Genomic DNA, 18869 nt, shown 5'->3' with positions numbered 1-18869 from the left:
ATTCTGAAACTGTTTAGTCAATGCGCTATGGATGAAAAAGAACAATCGCAGCTTTGGGTCTTTGGCTACGGATCACTTTTGTGGAATCCGGGATTTGATCCCGTCGAAGCGGTCCCCGCAACGTTGCCCGATTTCCATCGGTCGTTTTGTATGCTGTCCATCCACCATCGTGGCACGGTCGAACATCCTGGGCTGGTTTTGGCACTGGATGCACAGGTCGGCGCGCAGTGTACCGGCATCGCGTTCCGCGTTGCAGACCCCGACCGCGAAAAGGTCATCGCCGATTTGCGGGAACGCGAATTGGTATCATCGGCCTATTTGGAACGGGTGCTGCCGCTGACGCTGCGGGATGGGCGAGCTGTGAATGCGGTGACGTATATTATCGATCCCGATCATGAACAGTATTGCCATTTCCCGTTGGAAACTCAGGCGCAAATGATCGCATCGGCGGTTGGTGGTCGCGGGCCGAATGTTGAATATCTGGAACGTACGGCGCTGCATTTGATCGATATGGGGATCAAAGACCCCGATATGGAATGGCTCCTGTCTAGAGTAAGACTATTGTGTACCCAATAGGGGCATAATTCATTTGCGAACTGCCCTTTTGGCTGCATATGGTTGGGGGAACTGAATAAAGACGAGGAACCCAACCCGTGGTGGACATCAGGGAACCCGAGGCCGAGCCATATTTTTCGCAACCGACACGCCAGATCACCTTTATGATGATCGCGCTGGGTCTGATTTGTGCGGGCATCTATTTTGCGTTTTCGACGCTGGAATCCATATTCCTGTCGAACCCCTATCTGAACGGTTTGATCCTGACGGTCTTTGTGATCGGTGTTGTGTCCTGTTTCGGGCAGGTGGTTCAGCTGGTTCGGTCTGTCGGGTGGATCAAAAAATTCGCGCGTGATTTGGATGTGCAGGGCGCGCCTGTTTTGCTGGCGCCTTTGGCGACTTTGCTGCGGTCACGCGGGGCGCGGATGCAAATTTCCAGCACCTCGGCGCGGTCCATTTTGGATTCGGTTGCCAGCCGCATCGACGAAGACCGTGAAATCACCAAATACCTGGGAAATACGCTGATCTTTCTGGGGCTGCTGGGCACGTTTTACGGCCTTGCGACCACTGTTCCGGCGCTGGTCGACACGATCCGCAGTCTGAATGCGGACGAAGGCGCATCAGGCGCGGATGTTTTTGCCAAACTGCAGGTCGGATTAGAAAGCCAGCTGGGCGGCATGGGCACAGCGTTTTCGTCGTCATTGCTGGGTCTGGCGGGGTCTTTGATCGTTGGCCTGCTGGAACTATTTGCGGGTCACGGCCAGAACCGATTTTACCGCGAATTAGAAGAATGGCTATCGTCGATCACGCGGCTGGGCTTTGCCACCGGTGACGAAGGCGGGGTGGAATTTGCGGGCGGCGGATCGAATGATCAACTGGTCGCCCTGATCCGCGCATCCGAAGAAGGCCGGTTGCGCACCGACGAACAAATCGCCCAACTGAGCGCAACAGTTGCCCAATTGGCGGCGCGGATGGACGATCAGGACATCAGGCCTGCGTTGGCGCAAGCCGCCGCCGCGCAACAGGCGATGGCCCAAAAGCTGGCCGATAGCGGTGTGGATGGGATCGATGCCGAAAGCCGTATGCGCCTGCGGTCGATAGACGTCCAATTGCTGCGCATCCTAGAGGAGCTGTCGGCAGGTCGTCAGGAAACGATCACCGAATTGCGCGGCGAATTGGGCAATATCAGTCGCGCCTTGCGCCAGATGAAACGCAATTCGGGGCAGGAGTGATCTATGGCGATCTCTCGCCGCAGTACGAATAGGTTCAACGCGTCGATCTGGCCCGGTTTTGTGGATGCTATGACGGGGCTGTTGCTGGTTCTGATGTTTGTTCTGACCATCTTTATGGTCTTACAATTTGTGCTGCGCGAAAAAATCGAAGGCCAAGAAGATCGGTTAAATGAACTGACAGCCGAAGTGTCATCGCTTGCCCAAGCGTTAGGATTGGAACAGGTCCGATCGTCTCAGCTGGCTGGGCAGGTCGGGCAATTGACCACCGATCTGACGGCTGCGAATGATGAACGGTCCGCTCAGGCCGCATTGATCACCCGCCTGACCCAAGAACGCGACGCAAATGCCGCTGCGTTGGTCGAAGCACAGAACCGCATCACCGGATTTGAAGCGCAGGTCGCGGGATTGTTGTCGGATCGGTCTGATTTGCGGACCCAAGTCGCTGATCTGGAAACGGCCCGTGATACATTGATGTCACAGCAAGAAGCACTGAACCTTGCATTGGCCCAAGCGCGTGATGAAATCGACGCTGCTGCCGAAGAGGCGCGTTTGGCCGCTGCGCGCCGCGAAGCGCTAGAGGCGATGATCGCCGAATTGGAAACTGATAAATCGGATGCTCTTGCTTCGGTCGATGCGTTAGAGGCGCAGCAATTGGTTGATGCCGCCGCATTGGACAGCCTGCGCGAACGGTTGGCGAATGCGGATTCCGAAATCACAGCGATGACGCTGGCGTTGGAACAACAGCGCCGCCGCGCCGAAGAAATGCTCACGCTTCTTGCTGCGGCAGAGGCAGCACGTGATGATCTGGACATGCGATTGGCCGCGGCGTTGTTGGCGAAAACCCAGCTGGAAAATGATCTGACTAGCGCGCTAAGTGACGGTCAGGATTTAGATGCGCGGTTGCTGGCCGCATTGGATTTGCAGCGCACAACGAATGCCGATCTTGCCGCCGCCCAAGATGCACTGGCCGCCGCCGAAGCCTCTAATCAGGATTTGACCACCCGTTTGGCCGCTGCCATAGCCGCACAGGAATTGGCCCAAGGCGATTTAGAAGCGGCCCAGCAAGCGTTAGAGCAAGCACTGGCCGACGGTGACGCGGCGCAGTCCGATATTCAGGAACAATTGGCCGCCGCGCTGCTGGCGAAACAAGCCGCCGAGGCCGAATTGCAAGCAGCCCAAGATGCAGGCGCAGATGCGAATGCCGCGCGACTGACATTAGAGGAACGACTGGCCGAGGCATTGATCGCGCGTCAGGCTCTGGAACAGCAAGTGCAATCGCTGTCGGAAAATCGCAGTGAAACCGAAAATGATCGCGCCACGTTAGAAGCGCGTTTGGCCGAAGCTTTGGCCGCCCAAGCCGCGGCGCAGGCCAATTTGACCCAGCAAATGACCGAAGCTGAACGACAGGCGGCCCTGCTGGCCACTGCGAATGCGGCACTGGCCGAAGAAGAGGCGCTTTCGGCAGAAAGTCAGCGACAGATCGCGGCCCTGAATGCCAATGTTGCTGAATTGCGCGCGCAGGTCAGTCAATTGCAAAACCTGCTGAATTTGGCCGAAATCGCAGACAGCGATGCGAAGGTCCAAATATCGAATCTATCATCGCAGTTGAACCAAGCCCTAGCGCGCGCCGCCGCAGAAAGCCGCCGCCGCCTAGAGTTGGAAGAAGCAGAGCGCGCGCGCCTAGAAGCCGAAGCGCAAAATCTGGCGCGGTATCGTTCTGAATTCTTTGGCGAACTACGCAGCATTCTAGAGGGTCAGCAAGGTGTTCGCATTGAAGGCGACCGTTTCGTATTTTCATCCGAAGTTCTGTTTGCCCCCGGCAGCGCGACCCTGTCTGGCCAAGGCCAACAAGAGATCGCCAAGGTCGCCGATATTTTGCGCCAGATTTCGGACAGCATCCCCGATAATATCGATTGGATCATCCGCGTAGATGGCCATACCGATAATCTGCCGTTGTCGGGGCAGGGGGAGTTTGCGGATAACTGGGAATTGTCGCAGGCGCGGGCGTTGTCTGTGGTGCGCTATATGTCCCAAACCCAAGGCATCGCGCCAAACCGTTTGTCTGCAAATGGGTTCGGTGAATATCAGCCTGTGAATACAGACGACACGCCGGCCGCGCGTGCGCAGAACCGACGGATCGAACTGAAACTTACTGAACGGTGATGGTGACTGATTGGGTGTCGATGACCTGATCGCCGCGCGTGTGGGTGACGGTTCCAACGTAGGTGCCGCCGGTCCAGCCCGTGATCGGCGCACGTTTTCCACCCGCGCGGAACCACAGGGCTTGGGCGCGATCAATCACCACAGAGTTCGTGAAAATCGATCCGTGTGGCCCTGTGATATCGAAATCCATCGTATCACCCGCCAATCCGCCAAAGGCGTAGCCCCATAATACCATGTCCTGATAGGCCGATAGGGTCGGGCGGTCCGGCATGCCTTGTTTGATTTCGTCGTATGCGGGGACGTTTGGTGCAAACCCCGATGTGATGATCCCGCCCGGCGAAATCGGCGGTACATCGATCCATAGCGTATCATCAGCAATGCCGCAGGTGTCGGCGTTTGGCGCAAAGGGATCGATGACTTCGCCGTTTTTTCGAACCGACAGATGAACATGTGGGAACTGGGTCTGGCCAGACAATCCGACGCGTCCCAGAATTTGCCCCATCGCAACGCGGTCACCGCTGCGAACGGTCACTGATCCTTTCGCCAGATGGCAATACTGCGTTTCCCATCCGTCCCCATGGCTGATCACCACGCCATTGCCGCATTCACGGCCCGACACATCAGGCGCCGACGTGCCTGTCTGCAACACGTCATCCATATCATTGCGCACGCCGCGCACTGTACCGGGGGCAGAGGCGATGACGTCGACGCCTTGTGCCTGTTGGTTCAGCGACGATAGCGCGAAATCGGTGCCTTTGTGGGTGTCATAGGTCAGTGTGCCACAGGTGAAATCGCGGATTCCATCGGTCGCGTCCAGATCAACGAACTGTTGGATGTAACAATCGGTTTCCAGATCGCAGGCGATTGGTAGTCCCAAAAGAATATCCCCCGCCATGACAGGCATGGCGAGGGACGACAGTATAGCAGTCGCTAAGACGCGCATTACTCTGCGGTCAAAAGCGGTGGTTTGTTGCCAGACAGTTTGGCCTGTTCGGGCGGCAGGATTTGTAGATCCAGTTCGCCATCTTTCACAGCCACGCGGACAACGCCGCCTTTGGTCAGTTTGCCAAACAGCAACTCTTCGGCCAGAGGTTTTTTGATGTGTTCCTGAATGACGCGGCCCAGCGGACGCGCACCCATTTTCGCATCGTACCCTTTGTCGCCCAGCCAACCTGCGGCTTCGACGGTCAGTTCGATGTGGACGTTGCGGTCCATCAACTGTGCCTCTAGCTGCAGAACAAACTTTTCGACGACTTGCAGGATTACCTCTTTCGGCAATGGCTGGAACGGGATCACCGCGTCCAGACGGTTGCGGAATTCCGGCGTAAAGGTGCGTTCGATTGCGGCGGTGTCTTCGCCTTCGCGGCGATCGCGGCCGAAACCGATGGCTTCTTTGGCTTGCTCTGCCGCGCCTGCATTCGACGTCATGATCAGGATCACGTTACGGAAATCTGTGGTCCGGCCGTTGTGGTCGGTCAGTTTGCCGTGGTCCATCACCTGAAGCAGGATGTTGTAGACGTCAGGGTGTGCCTTTTCCATTTCGTCCAGCAACAGAACACAGTGCGGGTTCTGGTCGATGCTGTCGGTCAACATGCCACCCTGATCGAACCCGACATAGCCCGGAGGGGCACCAATCAGACGCGATACAGCGTGTTTTTCCATGTATTCGGACATATCGAACCGGATCAGTTCCACGCCCAGCGTATCGGCCAACTGTTTCGCGACCTCGGTTTTACCGACACCGGTTGGGCCTGCGAACAGGTAGTTACCGATGGGTTTTTCAGGTTCACGCAGACCAGCACGGGCCAGTTTGATCGCGGACGACAGGGCCTCGATTGCGGGGTCCTGACCGAACACAACGCGTTTCAGCGATTTTTCCAGATCCTTAAGAGTCTCTGCATCGTCTTTGCTGACGCTTTTCGGCGGGATGCGCGCGATTTTCGCAACGACGGCTTCGATCTCTTTTACGCCGATGGTTTTGCGGCGTTTGGATTCTGCGACCAGATGCTGCGCGGCGCCTGCTTCGTCGATGACGTCGATGGCTTTGTCCGGCAGTTTGCGGTCGTTGATATAACGTGCCGACAGTTCAACAGCCGATTTGATCGCATCAGCGGTGTAACGGATCGCGTGGTGATCTTCGAAGTAGGGTTTCAAACCTTGCAGGATTTTCACCGCATCTTCGACCGATGGTTCGTTCACGTCGATTTTCTGGAAACGACGGGACAAAGCACGGTCTTTTTCGAAATGCTGGCGGAACTCTTTATATGTGGTCGACCCCATGCAACGCAGTTTGCCGCCCTGCAACGCAGGTTTCAGCAGGTTGGATGCGTCCATAGCACCGCCCGACGTTGCGCCCGCACCGATTACTGTGTGGATTTCGTCGATAAACAGAACGGCGTCGGGGTGGTCTTCCAATTCGGTGACGACCGCCTTTAGGCGTTCTTCGAAATCGCCGCGGTAACGGGTGCCGGCTAGCAGCGCGCCCATGTCTAGGCTAAAGATCGTCGTGCCCGACAGGACCTCTGGCACTTCGTCGTTGACGATTTTGCGTGCCAGACCTTCAGCGATGGCGGTTTTACCAACGCCCGGATCACCAACCAGCAGAGGGTTGTTTTTGCGGCGGCGGCACAGAACCTGAATGCAGCGTTCGACCTCGTGGGCGCGGCCGATCAGCGGGTCTACGTCGCCTTTGCGCGATTTTTTGTTCAGATCGACACAGTATTTCGCCAACGCGGATTCGCGGTTTTCGCCGTTACCTTCGGGCGATGCCGACGAAGAAGAGGAGGAGGCATCTTCGTCATCTTCGGACCCAACGATGGGGCGGCTTTCGCCGAATGCAGGGTCTTTGGCGACGCCGTGCGCGATGAAATTGACCGCGTCGTAACGGGTCATGTCCTGATCTTGTAGGAAATAGGCGGCGTTGCTTTCGCGTTCGGCAAAGATCGCAACCAGAACGTTCGCGCCCGTCACTTCGGTGCGGCCCGATGATTGGACGTGGATCGCGGCGCGTTGGATCACGCGTTGGAACGCGGCTGTTGGGACTGCCTCGGAACCGTCGACGTCTGTGACCAGCGTGGACAGGTCCTCTTCGATATAATCTTCAAGGTTCTTTCGCAGCTCATCCAGATCCACGGCGCAGGCTTTCATCACGCGGGCGGCGTCTGGTTCGTCGATCAGCGCCAGCAGTAGGTGTTCAAGCGTTGCAAGTTCGTGGCGGCGCGCATTTGCTAATGCCAGTGCCGCGTGGATGGACTGCTCTAGAGTGGTCGAAAAAGATGGCACCTGCGTGCTCCTTTCTTTCGGGGGGTCTTTCGGGGCTTATGCCTCGTCCGACCGTGGCCTCCTAACCTTAATGATTGGTTTTCCGCGCCAACCTTCAAGGCCTATTTTATACATTCCTGTTACTTTCGCCTTCGTTGAGTCATTTACGGTACGTAAAAGCGAAATGTTTGGGCACCTATTCGTTAGAAGTTGTCCTTTCTGCTACGAATGGTTGCGAAACTCTCAACATCCGTTGCATTTTCCATGCCGACTGCACGTTTCAGGGACAGGTCATCTGCCCGCAGAAACGGATTTGTTTGTTTTTCATCCGATAAAACGGACGGGACTGTGGGGATGTTGGCCGCGCGGGCCGATTGGATGCGTTCATTTCTTTCTACCAGATGGGGATTGTCCGGTTCGATTGAAAGGGCAAAGCGCATATTTGATGCCGTGTATTCATGCCCGGAACACACGATCGTGTTATCGGGCAGGGCGCGCAGGCGCTGCATCGTCGTCCACATTTGATCTGGGGTGCCTTCAAACAGACGTCCGCAGCCCATGGCCATCAGGCTATCGGCGGAAAACAGGATGCCGCTGACAGGGAAATAGAATGCAACATGCCCAATCGTGTGGCCGTATACGTCCATGACGCGGCAGGGCTCTCCGCAGATTGTTAATTCGTCGCCGTCACGAACCTGTTCGGACAAATCAGGCAGGCGGTGCGCGTCGGCGGCGGCCCCGATAACCCGCGCTGTGCCGCGCCAATTATCCACGCCGTCGATGTGATCATGGTGGTGGTGGGTGATGAGGATATCCGACAGGGTCCAACCGCGGCGTTCCAGTTCTGCCTTGATCGGGGCAGATTCCGGCGCATCGATCAGGGCTGTTTCGCCTGTATCGTCATTATGCAGCAAAAATGCGTAGTTGTCGGTCAAACAGGGCACTGTGATCAAATTTAAAGGCATGGCATTGTCGTCGCGTTTGGGTAATCTACCTGTAGCGTGACCGATTGGACCAAGACCCGCAATGCATTTAGACGTGTTAGACCTGCGCAACTTTTATTACCGCAGCGCATTGGGGCGAGCCGCACAGAAAGTGGTGCGCGATCATTTGGTCGATCTATGGCCCGAAGCAACCAAACAAACTGTCGTCGGTTTCGGTTTCGCGGCGCCGTTGTTGCGCCCGTATCTGACCGACGCGCGCCGCGTTGTGGCGTTGATGCCTGGCCCTCAGGGGGTGATGCCGTGGCCGCCCGGGCAGCCGAACGTCAGCGTGCTGTGCGAAGAAGTGATGTGGCCGCTGGAAACCGGCATCGCGGATAAACTGGTGGTGATGCACGGGTTGGAAACATCCGAAAACCCCAGCGCGTTGTTGGACGAATCTTGGCGAGTACTGGGCCCCGGTGGCAAGGCTGTGTTCATTGTGCCAAATCGCGCGGGTTTATGGTGCCGTTCGGATCGTACGCCTTTTGGTTATGGGCGGCCTTATTCGCTGGGCCAGTTGGAATCGCAGCTCAAGCAGCACAACTTTGTTGTCGAACGGGCGAGCTCTGCCCTGTATCAGCCGCCGTCGATCCGCAAGATTTGGCGCAAGATGGGCGGGTTTTTGGAAAAGATTGGCCACGACATCCCGTATCTGGCCGCAGGTGGTGTTTTGATTGTCGAGGTGACCAAACAGGTTCCCGCGTCGCGCCGCCCAGGTTTGGGCGAGGCCGTGAAACGCCCCTTGCGCGTGTTAGAAGGCGTGAGCCGACCGGTCCGAGAGCCGGGACTGACCAGCGGGCGTCATACTTAAGTACGATATCCACAGATTCGTTCGGTTATGGGCCATTTTGTCTCAAGCGGATCAAAACCCCATAAATACGGGCCAAAAATTGGGGCGAATGGTCGCACGATATATATATGTGCGCATTCTACCCCCCAACAATCGATTTTCTTGACGCTAAGGCGGTTGCGACACGCATACCTGTCTGCTACATCCCCCGTGATTTTGGCGCCCACGTATAACGGGGGCCGTTCAAGCTGCCCGAACTGGATGTCTATTAGACATGTGGTGACGGCCCAAAACATCGGAAGGGTGGACGTGTCCGAACCAGCTTCGATTTCAACCAGCATTGCCTCGCGCTATGCTTCTGCAGTGTTTGACCTTGCCAAAGACGGCAATGCGATCGCTGCTCTTGAGTCCGATATTGATGCCATCGACGCTGCCTTGGCAGGCAGTGCAGAGCTGAACGCTCTGATCAATTCGCCGCTGTATAGCCGCGAAGAGCAAGCAACCGCCATTTCGGCGATTGCAGCCAAGATGGGTCTTTCGGAAATTTTTGCTAACACACTGAGCCTTCTGGCCCAGAAGCGTCGTCTGTTTGTGCTACCGCACCTGCTGTCGTCGCTGCGTGCTCTGCTTGCAGAGGAAAAAGGCGAAGTGACTGCCGAAGTGATCAGCGCAAAAGCACTGACCAAGACGCAGTCGGACAAACTAGCCAAAACTCTGTCGGCAAAAATCGGCAAAGACGTAAAAATTAATGCGACCGTTGATGACGCACTTATCGGCGGTCTTGTTGTTAAGGTGGGCTCGAAAATGATCGATACGTCGATCGCTTCCAAGCTCAGCGCTCTCCAGAACACCATGAAAGAGGTCGGATAATGGCGATCCAAGCTGCAGAAATTTCTGCGATCCTAAAGGACCAGATCAAAAACTTCGGTCAGGAAGCCGAAGTGGCCGAAATCGGCCGTGTGCTCTCGGTCGGTGACGGTATCGCACGCGTATACGGTCTGGACAATGTTCAGGCTGGTGAAATGGTCGAATTCCCAGGCGGTATCCGCGGGATGGCACTGAACCTTGAAGCTGACAACGTTGGTGTTGTTATCTTTGGTTCCGACCGTGAGATCAAAGAAGGTGACACTGTTAAGCGCACCAACTCGATCGTGGACGTCCCTGCGGGTGACGAACTGCTGGGCCGCGTTGTAGACGGTCTGGGCAACCCAATCGACGGCAAAGGTCCAATCAACGCGTCCAAGCGTCTGGTTGCTGACGTTAAAGCGCCTGGCATTATCCCACGTAAATCGGTTCACGAACCGATGGCAACCGGCCTGAAATCGGTTGACGCGATGATCCCAATCGGCCGTGGCCAGCGTGAGCTGATCATTGGTGACCGTCAGACCGGTAAAACCGCTGTTGCTCTGGACGCGATCCTGAACCAGAAATCGTACAACGAAGCTGCAGGCGACGACGAGTCGAAGAAACTGTACTGCGTATACGTTGCTGTTGGTCAGAAACGTTCGACCGTTGCTCAGCTGGTTAAAAAGCTGGAAGAAAACGGTGCGATGGAATACTCGATCGTTGTTGCTGCGACCGCTTCGGATCCTGCACCTATGCAGTTCTTGGCGCCATACGCTGCAACCGCGATGGCAGAACACTTCCGTGACAACGGCCGCCACGCACTGATCATCTACGATGACCTGTCGAAACAGGCTGTGTCGTATCGTCAGATGTCGCTGCTGCTGCGCCGCCCACCAGGCCGCGAAGCTTACCCAGGTGACGTTTTCTATCTTCACTCGCGTCTGCTGGAACGTTCGGCAAAGCTGAACGAAGATTTCGGTGCAGGCTCGCTGACCGCGCTGCCAATCATCGAAACCCAAGGTGGCGACGTTTCCGCGTTTATTCCTACCAACGTGATTTCGATCACCGACGGTCAGATCTTCTTGGAAACCGAACTGTTCTACCAAGGTATCCGTCCTGCTGTGAACACCGGTCTGTCGGTTTCGCGTGTGGGCTCCTCGGCTCAGACCAAGGCGATGTCGTCGGTAGCAGGTCCTGTTAAACTGTCGCTGGCTCAGTACCGCGAAATGGCTGCATTCGCTCAGTTCGGTTCCGATCTGGACGCTGCAACCCAAAAGCTGCTGAACCGTGGTGCACGCCTGACCGAGCTGATGAAACAGCCTCAGTATTCGCCACTGACCAACGCCGAAATCGTCTGCATCATCTTTGCAGGCACCAACGGCTACTTGGACGACCTGCCAGTTTCCGACGTTGCTCGTTTCGAAGACGCTATGCTGAACTTCCTGCGCAACAAGCGTTCGGACATTCTGGAGTGGATCGCAAACGAGGATCCAAAGATCAAAGGCGACGCTGCAGACAAATTGAAAGCGGCTCTTGACGAGTTCGCAGCAGACTTCGCCTAAGTTCACCGGATAAGGAGACAAGGCAGTGCCAAGTCTTAAGGACCTAAAAAACAGGATCTCGTCGGTCAAATCGACCCGCAAGATCACCAAGGCGATGCAGATGGTCGCGGCAGCAAAATTGCGCCGCGCCCAGGACGCCGCCGAGGCAGCACGTCCGTATGCCGAGCGTTTTAACGCTGTGGTATCGACGCTGGCCGCTTCGGTTGGTTCGTCCGACACTGCACCGCTGCTGCTGCGCGGCACCGGAAGCGATCAGGTCCACCTGCTGGTGGTCATGACCTCTGAACGTGGTCTGTGTGGCGGTTTCAATTCTTCGATCGTGAAGAAAGCACGCACACATGCGCTGGACCTACAGGCCCAGGGCAAAACGGTGAAAATCCTGACGGTTGGCAAAAAAGGCCGCGAACAGCTGCGCCGTGATTTCGGTGATCTGCTCGTCGACCACGTCGACCTTTCGGAAGTAAAGCGTATCGACTACGCAACCGCACGCGGCATTGGTCAAGACCTGCTGAAGCGGTTCGAAGCCGGTGAATTCGATGTTGCGACGATCTTCTTTGCGCAGTTCCAATCTGTGATTTCGCAGATTCCGACTGCTCAGCAGGTGATCCCAGCAAAATTCGAAGCAGCAGAAGACGCTGTTGTCGCCGACTACGATTACGAACCGAACGAAGAGGCCATTCTGGACGATCTGCTGCCTAGCAGTGTATCGACCGCGATTTTTGCGGCTCTTCTGGAAAACGCTGCATCCGAACAGGGTGCGCGGATGAGCGCGATGGACAACGCAACCCGCAACGCAGGCGATATGATCGACAAGCTAACCATCGAATTCAACCGTTCGCGTCAGGCTGTAATCACCAGCGAACTGATCGAAATTATTTCGGGCGCGGAAGCGCTCTAAGAACCGGAGTAACGAAACATGGCAAACGCAAAAGGCAAAATCACGCAGGTGATTGGCGCCGTTGTCGACGTGCAGTTCGAAGATGGCCTGCCGGCTATCCTCAACGCGCTGACCACCGACAACAACGGCAAACAGCTGGTTCTTGAAGTGTCCCAGCACCTTGGCGAAAACACAGTACGTACCATCGCTATGGACGCGACCGAAGGTCTAGTCCGTGGTCAAGACGTTGCAGACACTGGCGCACCGATCTCGGTTCCAGTTGGTAAAGCAACACTGGGTCGTATTTTGAACGTTGTTGGCGAACCAGTGGACGAAAAAGGCCCTGTAAACGCTGACGAGTTCCGCCCAATCCACGCAGAAGCACCAGAATTCGCTGACCAGTCCACTGGCACCGAAATCCTGGTCACCGGCATCAAAGTTATCGACCTTCTGGCACCATATTCCAAAGGTGGTAAAATTGGTCTGTTCGGCGGTGCGGGCGTTGGTAAAACCGTTCTGATCATGGAACTGATCAACAACATCGCAAAAGTGCACTCGGGTTATTCCGTGTTCGCAGGTGTTGGTGAACGTACCCGTGAAGGTAACGACCTTTACCACGAGATGATCGAATCGAACGTTATTAAGCCTGACAACCTGGAAGAATCGCAGGTTGCTCTGGTGTACGGTCAGATGAACGAACCTCCAGGTGCACGTGCTCGTGTTGCTCTGACTGGTCTGACTCTGGCAGAACAGTTCCGCGACGCTTCGGGTACTGACGTTTTGTTCTTCGTCGACAACATCTTCCGCTTCACTCAGGCAGGTTCCGAGGTGTCGGCGCTTCTGGGTCGTATCCCTTCGGCAGTGGGCTACCAGCCAACACTGGCAACCGACATGGGCGCGATGCAGGAACGTATTACTTCGACCAAAAACGGTTCGATTACGTCGATTCAGGCCGTGTACGTACCTGCGGACGACCTTACCGACCCTGCACCAGCAACCACCTTTGCTCACTTGGACGCGACCACCGTTCTTAACCGTGCGATCTCCGAGCTTGGCATCTACCCTGCTGTGGACCCTCTGGACTCCTCGTCCCGTATTCTGGACCCACAGATCGTTGGTGAAGAGCACTATCAGGTTGCTCGCGACGTTCAGAACATTCTTCAGCGCTACAAATCGCTGCAGGACATCATCGCCATCTTGGGCATGGACGAACTGAGCGAAGAAGACAAACTGACCGTGTCCCGCGCACGTAAGATCCAGCGTTTCCTGTCGCAGCCATTCGACGTTGCGAAAGTATTCACTGGTTCGGACGGTGTTCAGGTTCCTCTGGAAGATACCATTTCGTCGTTCAAGGCTGTTGTGGCTGGTGAATACGACCACCTGCCAGAGTCGGCGTTCTACATGGTAGGCGGCATCGACGAAGTTCTGGCCAAAGCCGAAAAACTGGCAGCTGAAGCTGCCTAAGGAGAGGCGTAATGGCTGATAACCTGCAATTCGATCTAGTGTCCCCTGAACGGAAGCTTGCTTCTGTTCAGGCCACCGAGATCCAGATCCCGGCCGCCGAAGGTGCGATGACGGCGATGGCTGGCCACGCGCCAACCATCACCACACTGCGCCCCGGCATCCTGCGGGTCGTTCATGCGGGTGGCACCGACGAATACGTCGTATCGGGTGGCTTTGCTGAAATCGGCGCTGAAAGCGTTTCGGTTCTGGCAGAACGCGCGTTGCCAACCGCAGAGGTAACCCAGGAAGCGTTCCAAGAGATGGTTGCAGAATACCGCGCCGCTCACGAGAAAGCTCTGGAGAACTTCAAGAACGAACCAGGTCCGGTTGACGATGCAGCCCGCCTGTTGGCCGATATGGTCGCAGTCGGTACGCACATGGGTCTGTCCTATCAGGACTAATCCGGCGTCACGGAGTGAAATTATGAAAGGGGGCCAAATTTTGGCCCCTTTTCTCTTATAAGGTGCAGAACCTAGCCGTAGTGTCCCAAAGTCAAGAGGCGCGTTGAGTATGAAGAAAATGCAAAATCACCTGATCGGCATCGATCAGGGCGAGGTTATTCTGTTTTCAGATTTTGAAAGCGGGGGGCCTATGTGGGCAGACGAAGGCCCGCGAGAGGTCAGCAAGATCGTCAAATTCTCATCCGCGTTTCGCAAAGAACCATCAGTGACGGTTCGGCTGGGGATGTTGGATATGTCCAATAAATCCTTCACCCGCTGGGATTTGCGGGCTCATAAAGTCACAGAAACACAATTTGAAATCCTGTTTCAGACGTGGGCGGATAGTAAAATTGCTCGTGTGCGGGTCGCTTGGCAGGCCATAGGCGAAGTGGCACATGACGACGATTGGGACATCTTCTAAACAAAACGCCCCGTTCTGATGAACGGGGCGTTTGTTATTTCAGCGGTGCGATCTGATTAGGTGTTGTACAGACCTTCGTAGATCGGAACCAATGTGTTGTCTTCGAACAGGGACGAAACCGAAGTCCCGTTCCACGTGTTCAGGATCGCCTGAGTGAACATCGGTGCGGTTGGCACGATGCGGATGTTTGGCGTTGCCAGAACAGCTTCGGTCGGTTGGATCGAATCTGTCAGAACCAGTGTTTTCAGGTGCGAATTCTTCACACGCTCGACCGCAGGGCCGGACATGACACCGTGAGAGATGTAGGCGTGCACTTCGGATGCGCCAGCGTCGATCAGATGCTCTGCGGCTTTGCATAGGGTGCCAGCGGTGTCGCAAAGGTCATCTACGATGATACATTTTTTGCCTTCGACCGAACCGATGACGGTCATTTCAGCAACTTCACCTGGCTTTTCACGGCGTTTGTCGACGATCGACAATGGCGCGTCGATGCGTTTCGCCAATTCGCGGGCACGGGCAACGCCGCCAACGTCTGGCGATACGACCATGATGTCGTCCATCGCGCCTTTGAAATGGTGTTTGATGTCCAGCGCAAAAATCGGCGCGGCGTACAGGTTGTCCACCGGCATATCAAAGAAGCCCTGAATCTGCGCTGCGTGCAGATCCATGGTCAGAACGCGGTCAACGCCGGCTTCGGCGATCAGGTTCGCAACCAGTTTCGCGCTGATAGGCGTGCGCGCTTTGGTGCGGCGGTCCTGACGGGCGTAGCCGAAATAAGGGATAACTGCGGTAATGCGGCCAGCCGACGAACGTTTCAGCGCGTCAGTGATGATCAGCAATTCCATCAGGTTGTCGTTTGCTGGATTCGACGTTGGCTGGATGATGAACATATCTTCGCCGCGGACGTTTTCGTAGCATTCGACGAAAATCTCTTGGTCGTTGAAACGTTCGACGCGGGCGTCGACCAGATCAACATTCATGCCGCGGTGCATGGACATGCGGCGGGCAATAGCAGTGGCAAGTGGACGGTTAGCGTTCCCCGAAATCAGTTTCGGTTCAGTGATCGTGGGCATGTGGCAGGGTTCCCCGGATGTGGCCCGTCTATGTGACGGATTCGTGACGCAGGGGTGCCGTAGCACAGCGGGGCCATTTGGCAAACATCTAGGAAATGAAATCGTTTCGATTTGTGCCAAACAGCGTCATGTTAGCGTTAGCACTTGGTGCGGGTCGCCATTGGTTGCTCAGACTGGTTGACGCAATTGCGATCGCGTCAACCAAAGCTTTGACTAATCACCGTTGCCAATTCATTTTCGTGGGTCGGATGACTCCAGCATTAGGTCAGGTTCTTGTCTGTCGATTTCTTCAAATAACTTTTCTTCGGCCTTGTTCAGGCGGGCGGCAACACGTTCGGCTTTTTCAAGTGTCTTATATTCACCAATTTTAACGCCGCCTTTTGAAACCACGGCAAATTTCCCATTCAACATTTTGCTTACCCAAAACGCTTTGTTTTCGCTCGGGTTCTTGATTGGGCTGTCGTTGTCACTTTCGTTTTCGCTGGTCAGAATTTTATTTAATTCGTCGGCTTTCTTTTGCGCTTCTTTGCGCGATTGATGACCTTCGCCGATCGCGTCAACGTCGTTCGTTGATGTGCGTGCGACCACGTAATGGCTATGGCCATCTGATTTTACGGAAAAAATAGGCATTACTCTTACTCCAATTACTCATCCAATTGTCAGAGTATGTCGGAGTGAAGTTTCTTCAGTAAGTAAGGTATGCCGGTAATTATCGTGCGATAATCGTCAAAAAAGCCTGCACATCGCCCATCGTTGTCGACCAGCTGGTGACGAACCGCCCGACCGCGGTGCCGTCTCCGTCAAAATTGGCGGTATCGGGCCATGGATAATAATGCGCACCATGGGTTAATCCGTGACGGTGCATGGCGCATGGCATTGAGGCAAAGACCATATTGGCGTCCGCTGGGTGGGCGAGAGTGACGCCGTCGATCTGCGACAGCCCCCGCGCCAGTTCTGCGCCCACAGCGTTCGCGTGGGTGGCAAGGTCGATCCACAGGCCATCCGTCACAAACGCGTCCATCTGCGCAGACAGGTAACGGTGTTTGGAAAACAGGTGCCCACCGCGTTTGCGGCGCAGTTCGAATTCCCACGCGCGTTTGGGGTCGAATATGATGACAGCTTCGCAGCCCATTAGGCCGTTTTTGGTGCCGCCGAACGATAGAACATCGATCCCCGCTTGCCACGTCATTTCGGCGGGCGTTGCGCCTGAAGCGGCGATGGCATTGGCGAACCGCGCGCCGTCCATGTGGCAGGGCAGACCGTATTCGCGGGCTACGGCCGTCAGGGCGGCAACCTCGGCCGCGCTATAGACAGCGCCTTGTTCGGTGACGTTGGTGATCGACACGGCGCCGCGTTGCATCCCGTGAACGCCGCCACAGCCTGTGGCGCTGATCACGGCGCGCAGGGTATCTGGTGTCATTTTGGCGTGGTCGCCGTCCACAAGCGCCAGTTTGCCGCCGTTCATATAGAATTCGGGGGCGCCGCATTCGTCCTCTTCGATGTGGGCGTTGCGGTGGCAAAAAACGGTTTGATAGGATGCGTTTAGGATCGACAGCGACAGCGCATTTGCAGCCGACCCCGTAGCGACCAGATAAACGGCGGCTTCGGGCGCGTCGAACAGGTCGCGGATTTTCGTGCGCAGGCTGTCCATGATGGGGTCGTTGCCATAGGACGGCATGTAGCCAGAGTTCGCCTTTGACAGGGCCTCCATCACTTTGGGGTGGACGGGGCTGGTGTTGTCAGAGGCGAAAAACATTAGATTGGCTCTTCTATTATGTGGTCTTCCCATTCATCGTCGCCGATTTCGGCTTCGGACACGGTGCGATATTGCATCGACACGCCGGCGGTGTGAACGGTGTCTGGCGATCCTGAAATCAGTGGATGCCAGTCATATAGTGTGTCGCCCTGATGCAGCAATTTATACGCGCAGGTTTCTGGCAACCAATACATATGGTCCAGAATGGTTTTGGGAGTCATGACGATGCATTCGGGCACGAATTGGTGGCGGATGGGGTACTGGCTGCATAGGCAGGTTTCGTCATCCAGCAGGCGGCAAGCCACGCGGGTCAGGGCAACCTGACCTGTGTCTTCGTCCTCTAGTTTGTTCAGGCAGCATTTGCCGCAGCCATCGCACAATGCCTCCCATTCGGGGCGAGTCATCTTGTCCAGAGGGATCTTTTCCCAGAATTTTGGGCGTAGGCCGCTGCGGTCGATTTTAGGCATTGCGCAGGATCTCTCGGGCCTGTTGGCAATCGGCGTCCATTTGGGTGATCAGCGCGTCCAGGCCGTCGAATTTCAGTTCGGGCCGCAGATATTCGACCAGCGCGACCGACAGATGCGTGCCGTATAGGTCGCCTTTGAAATCAAAGATAAAGGTTTCGATGTTGGGCACGTTGTCTTCGCCGAACATCGGGCGGACACCGATGGATGCGGCGCCGTTGTAGCTGCCTGCATGGGGGCCTTCTAGCACGTCGACTTTGACCGCATAGACGCCCAGTTTGGGCTGATGCAGGCCGGTGATCGACATGTTCGCGGTAGGGTATCCCAAATCGCGGCCACGTTGATCGCCACGGATTACGGGGCCTTCGATGCGGTGCAGGTGGCCCAGCATTTTTGCGGCATCCTGCGGGCGGCCTTCGGTCAGCGCGTTGCGGATGTTGGTCGAGGAAACTTCCTCTTCGAATTTTAGCAGGGGCGCGACAGTCACGCCGAACCCCAGTTCGTCGCCCAATTCGCGCAACGTATTCACGTCGCCCGCGCGTTTTGCGCCGAAATAGAAATCTTCGCCAACGACGACATGGACCAACCCCAGACGGTTCATGATCACATCCACAGCAAATTCGCGGGGCGTCAGTTTGGCCAATGCGGCGTTGAACGGCACTTCGTACAGTTTTTGAACGCCCAGTTTGCGCAGGCGATGCATCTTTGCTTCGGCGTTCATCAGGCGGAACGCGGGAGCATCAGGCGCAAAAAACTGGCGCGGGTGCGGTTCAAACGTCATCACGCCCAAAGGCGCGCCCGCATCGAATGCCGCCTTGCGCGCAAGGTCGATCACCGATTGGTGGCCCAGATGGACGCCGTCGAAATTGCCAATGGCCGCAGCAGCGCCGCGGTCATTTGGATCGATAAAGAGTGTGTCGCGGATAATACGCATGTGCGATGC

At 56.0% G+C, this 18869-nt stretch carries 18 protein-coding genes; 10 read left to right on the top strand and 8 right to left on the bottom strand.

The window, feature by feature from the left end:
- Nucleotides 1-27 precede the first annotated feature (27 nt).
- The 3 genes from ACXAGA_RS02130 to ACXAGA_RS02120 all read left to right on the top strand — a co-directional run bounded on the left by ACXAGA_RS02130 (nucleotide 28) and on the right by ACXAGA_RS02120 (nucleotide 3950).
- On the top strand, nucleotides 28-576 hold the full coding sequence (locus tag ACXAGA_RS02130) for a gamma-glutamylcyclotransferase (RefSeq protein WP_475115864.1): 549 nt from the start codon (nucleotides 28-30) through the stop codon (nucleotides 574-576).
- A 143-nt stretch (nucleotides 577-719) separates the two neighbouring features.
- Nucleotides 720-1787, top strand: a complete 1068-nt coding sequence (locus ACXAGA_RS02125) for a biopolymer transporter ExbB (RefSeq protein ID WP_475116217.1) — start codon at nucleotides 720-722, stop codon at nucleotides 1785-1787.
- A 3-nt stretch (nucleotides 1788-1790) separates the two neighbouring features.
- Nucleotides 1791-3950 carry a peptidoglycan -binding protein gene (locus tag ACXAGA_RS02120; RefSeq protein WP_475115863.1) on the top strand — a complete coding sequence of 720 codons (2160 nt, stop codon included), beginning with the start codon at nucleotides 1791-1793 and terminating at the stop codon, nucleotides 3948-3950.
- On the opposite strand, the gene ACXAGA_RS02115 is transcribed toward ACXAGA_RS02120, so the two are convergent.
- The 3 genes from ACXAGA_RS02115 to gloB all read right to left on the bottom strand — a co-directional run bounded on the left by ACXAGA_RS02115 (nucleotide 3937) and on the right by gloB (nucleotide 8176).
- A complete protein-coding gene (locus ACXAGA_RS02115) occupies nucleotides 3937-4827 on the bottom strand; it encodes a M23 family metallopeptidase (protein WP_475115862.1) in 891 nt (296 codons plus the stop codon). The genes ACXAGA_RS02120 and ACXAGA_RS02115 overlap by 14 nt on opposite strands.
- 65 nt (nucleotides 4828-4892) lie before the next feature.
- Nucleotides 4893-7232, bottom strand: coding sequence for an ATP-dependent Clp protease ATP-binding subunit ClpA (gene clpA, locus ACXAGA_RS02110; RefSeq protein ID WP_475115861.1), 2340 nt, complete (start codon nucleotides 7230-7232; stop codon nucleotides 4893-4895).
- A gap of 182 nt (nucleotides 7233-7414) precedes the next feature.
- Nucleotides 7415-8176 (bottom strand): hydroxyacylglutathione hydrolase, encoded by a 762-nt coding sequence (gene gloB / locus ACXAGA_RS02105; protein ID WP_475115860.1) that lies wholly within the window; start codon nucleotides 8174-8176, stop codon nucleotides 7415-7417.
- Nucleotides 8177-8237: 61 nt separating this feature from the next.
- Here gloB and ACXAGA_RS02100 point away from each other — a divergent pair, with 61 nt between their 5' ends.
- From ACXAGA_RS02100 to ACXAGA_RS02070, 7 genes are all read left to right on the top strand, one after another.
- Nucleotides 8238-9005 carry a methyltransferase domain-containing protein gene (locus ACXAGA_RS02100; RefSeq protein WP_475115859.1) on the top strand — a complete coding sequence of 256 codons (768 nt, stop codon included), beginning with the start codon at nucleotides 8238-8240 and terminating at the stop codon, nucleotides 9003-9005.
- Between the two features lie 288 nt (nucleotides 9006-9293).
- Nucleotides 9294-9854 (top strand): F0F1 ATP synthase subunit delta, encoded by a 561-nt coding sequence (locus ACXAGA_RS02095; RefSeq protein WP_475115858.1) that lies wholly within the window; start codon nucleotides 9294-9296, stop codon nucleotides 9852-9854.
- Complete coding sequence (atpA, locus tag ACXAGA_RS02090) at nucleotides 9854-11392, top strand: F0F1 ATP synthase subunit alpha (protein ID WP_475115857.1); 1539 nt, start codon at nucleotides 9854-9856, stop codon at nucleotides 11390-11392. The genes ACXAGA_RS02095 and atpA overlap by 1 nt, the downstream gene beginning before the upstream one ends.
- Before the next feature lie 25 nt (nucleotides 11393-11417).
- Nucleotides 11418-12290, top strand: coding sequence for a F0F1 ATP synthase subunit gamma (locus tag ACXAGA_RS02085; protein ID WP_086451634.1), 873 nt, complete (start codon nucleotides 11418-11420; stop codon nucleotides 12288-12290).
- Between the two features lie 18 nt (nucleotides 12291-12308).
- Complete coding sequence (gene atpD, locus ACXAGA_RS02080; RefSeq protein WP_086451635.1) at nucleotides 12309-13733, top strand: F0F1 ATP synthase subunit beta; 1425 nt, start codon at nucleotides 12309-12311, stop codon at nucleotides 13731-13733.
- An 11-nt stretch (nucleotides 13734-13744) separates the two neighbouring features.
- Complete coding sequence (locus ACXAGA_RS02075) at nucleotides 13745-14173, top strand: F0F1 ATP synthase subunit epsilon (RefSeq protein WP_475115856.1); 429 nt, start codon at nucleotides 13745-13747, stop codon at nucleotides 14171-14173.
- 109 nt (nucleotides 14174-14282) lie between these two features.
- A complete protein-coding gene (locus ACXAGA_RS02070; protein ID WP_475115855.1) occupies nucleotides 14283-14633 on the top strand; it encodes an H-type lectin domain-containing protein in 351 nt (116 codons plus the stop codon).
- 56 nt (nucleotides 14634-14689) lie between these two features.
- On the opposite strand, the gene ACXAGA_RS02065 is transcribed toward ACXAGA_RS02070, so the two are convergent.
- The 5 genes from ACXAGA_RS02065 to ACXAGA_RS02045 form a co-directional block, all read right to left on the bottom strand.
- Nucleotides 14690-15706 (bottom strand): ribose-phosphate pyrophosphokinase, encoded by a 1017-nt coding sequence (locus ACXAGA_RS02065; RefSeq protein WP_475115854.1) that lies wholly within the window; start codon nucleotides 15704-15706, stop codon nucleotides 14690-14692.
- Between the two features lie 231 nt (nucleotides 15707-15937).
- Nucleotides 15938-16336, bottom strand: coding sequence for a hypothetical protein (locus tag ACXAGA_RS02060; protein WP_475115853.1), 399 nt, complete (start codon nucleotides 16334-16336; stop codon nucleotides 15938-15940).
- A gap of 79 nt (nucleotides 16337-16415) precedes the next feature.
- On the bottom strand, nucleotides 16416-17462 hold the full coding sequence (locus tag ACXAGA_RS02055; protein ID WP_475115852.1) for a threonine aldolase family protein: 1047 nt from the start codon (nucleotides 17460-17462) through the stop codon (nucleotides 16416-16418).
- Nucleotides 17462-17929 (bottom strand): YcgN family cysteine cluster protein, encoded by a 468-nt coding sequence (locus ACXAGA_RS02050; protein WP_475115851.1) that lies wholly within the window; start codon nucleotides 17927-17929, stop codon nucleotides 17462-17464. Before ACXAGA_RS02050 ends, ACXAGA_RS02055 begins: the two co-directional genes overlap by 1 nt.
- Nucleotides 17922-18860, bottom strand: coding sequence for a bifunctional riboflavin kinase/FAD synthetase (locus ACXAGA_RS02045; RefSeq protein WP_475116216.1), 939 nt, complete (start codon nucleotides 18858-18860; stop codon nucleotides 17922-17924). The genes ACXAGA_RS02050 and ACXAGA_RS02045 overlap by 8 nt, the downstream gene beginning before the upstream one ends.
- Nucleotides 18861-18869 lie beyond the last annotated feature (9 nt).

The sequence above is a fragment of the Marivivens sp. ABH4_498 genome (assembly GCF_056160585.1).
The sequence above is the reverse complement of the archived record's forward strand: the minus strand, read 5'-3'. Positions and strand labels throughout refer to the sequence as shown.

Excerpts from the sequence above, each read along its gene's own strand:
- ACXAGA_RS02130 (WP_475115864.1), top strand. The coding sequence starts at position 28 with ATGGATGAAAAAGAACAATCGCAGCTTTGGGTCTTTGGCTACGGATCA.
- ACXAGA_RS02125 (WP_475116217.1), top strand. The coding sequence starts at position 720 with ATGATGATCGCGCTGGGTCTGATTTGTGCGGGCATCTATTTTGCGTTT.
- ACXAGA_RS02120 (WP_475115863.1), top strand. The coding sequence starts at position 1,791 with ATGGCGATCTCTCGCCGCAGTACGAATAGGTTCAACGCGTCGATCTGG.
- gloB (WP_475115860.1), bottom strand. The coding sequence starts at position 8,176 with ATGCCTTTAAATTTGATCACAGTGCCCTGTTTGACCGACAACTACGCA.
- ACXAGA_RS02100 (WP_475115859.1), top strand. The coding sequence starts at position 8,238 with ATGCATTTAGACGTGTTAGACCTGCGCAACTTTTATTACCGCAGCGCA.
- atpA (WP_475115857.1), top strand. The coding sequence starts at position 9,854 with ATGGCGATCCAAGCTGCAGAAATTTCTGCGATCCTAAAGGACCAGATC.
- atpD (WP_086451635.1), top strand. The coding sequence starts at position 12,309 with ATGGCAAACGCAAAAGGCAAAATCACGCAGGTGATTGGCGCCGTTGTC.
- ACXAGA_RS02075 (WP_475115856.1), top strand. The coding sequence starts at position 13,745 with ATGGCTGATAACCTGCAATTCGATCTAGTGTCCCCTGAACGGAAGCTT.
- ACXAGA_RS02070 (WP_475115855.1), top strand. The coding sequence starts at position 14,283 with ATGAAGAAAATGCAAAATCACCTGATCGGCATCGATCAGGGCGAGGTT.
- ACXAGA_RS02065 (WP_475115854.1), bottom strand. The coding sequence starts at position 15,706 with ATGCCCACGATCACTGAACCGAAACTGATTTCGGGGAACGCTAACCGT.
- ACXAGA_RS02060 (WP_475115853.1), bottom strand. The coding sequence starts at position 16,336 with ATGCCTATTTTTTCCGTAAAATCAGATGGCCATAGCCATTACGTGGTC.
- ACXAGA_RS02055 (WP_475115852.1), bottom strand. The coding sequence starts at position 17,462 with ATGTTTTTCGCCTCTGACAACACCAGCCCCGTCCACCCCAAAGTGATG.
- ACXAGA_RS02050 (WP_475115851.1), bottom strand. The coding sequence starts at position 17,929 with ATGCCTAAAATCGACCGCAGCGGCCTACGCCCAAAATTCTGGGAAAAG.
- ACXAGA_RS02045 (WP_475116216.1), bottom strand. The coding sequence starts at position 18,860 with ATGCGTATTATCCGCGACACACTCTTTATCGATCCAAATGACCGCGGC.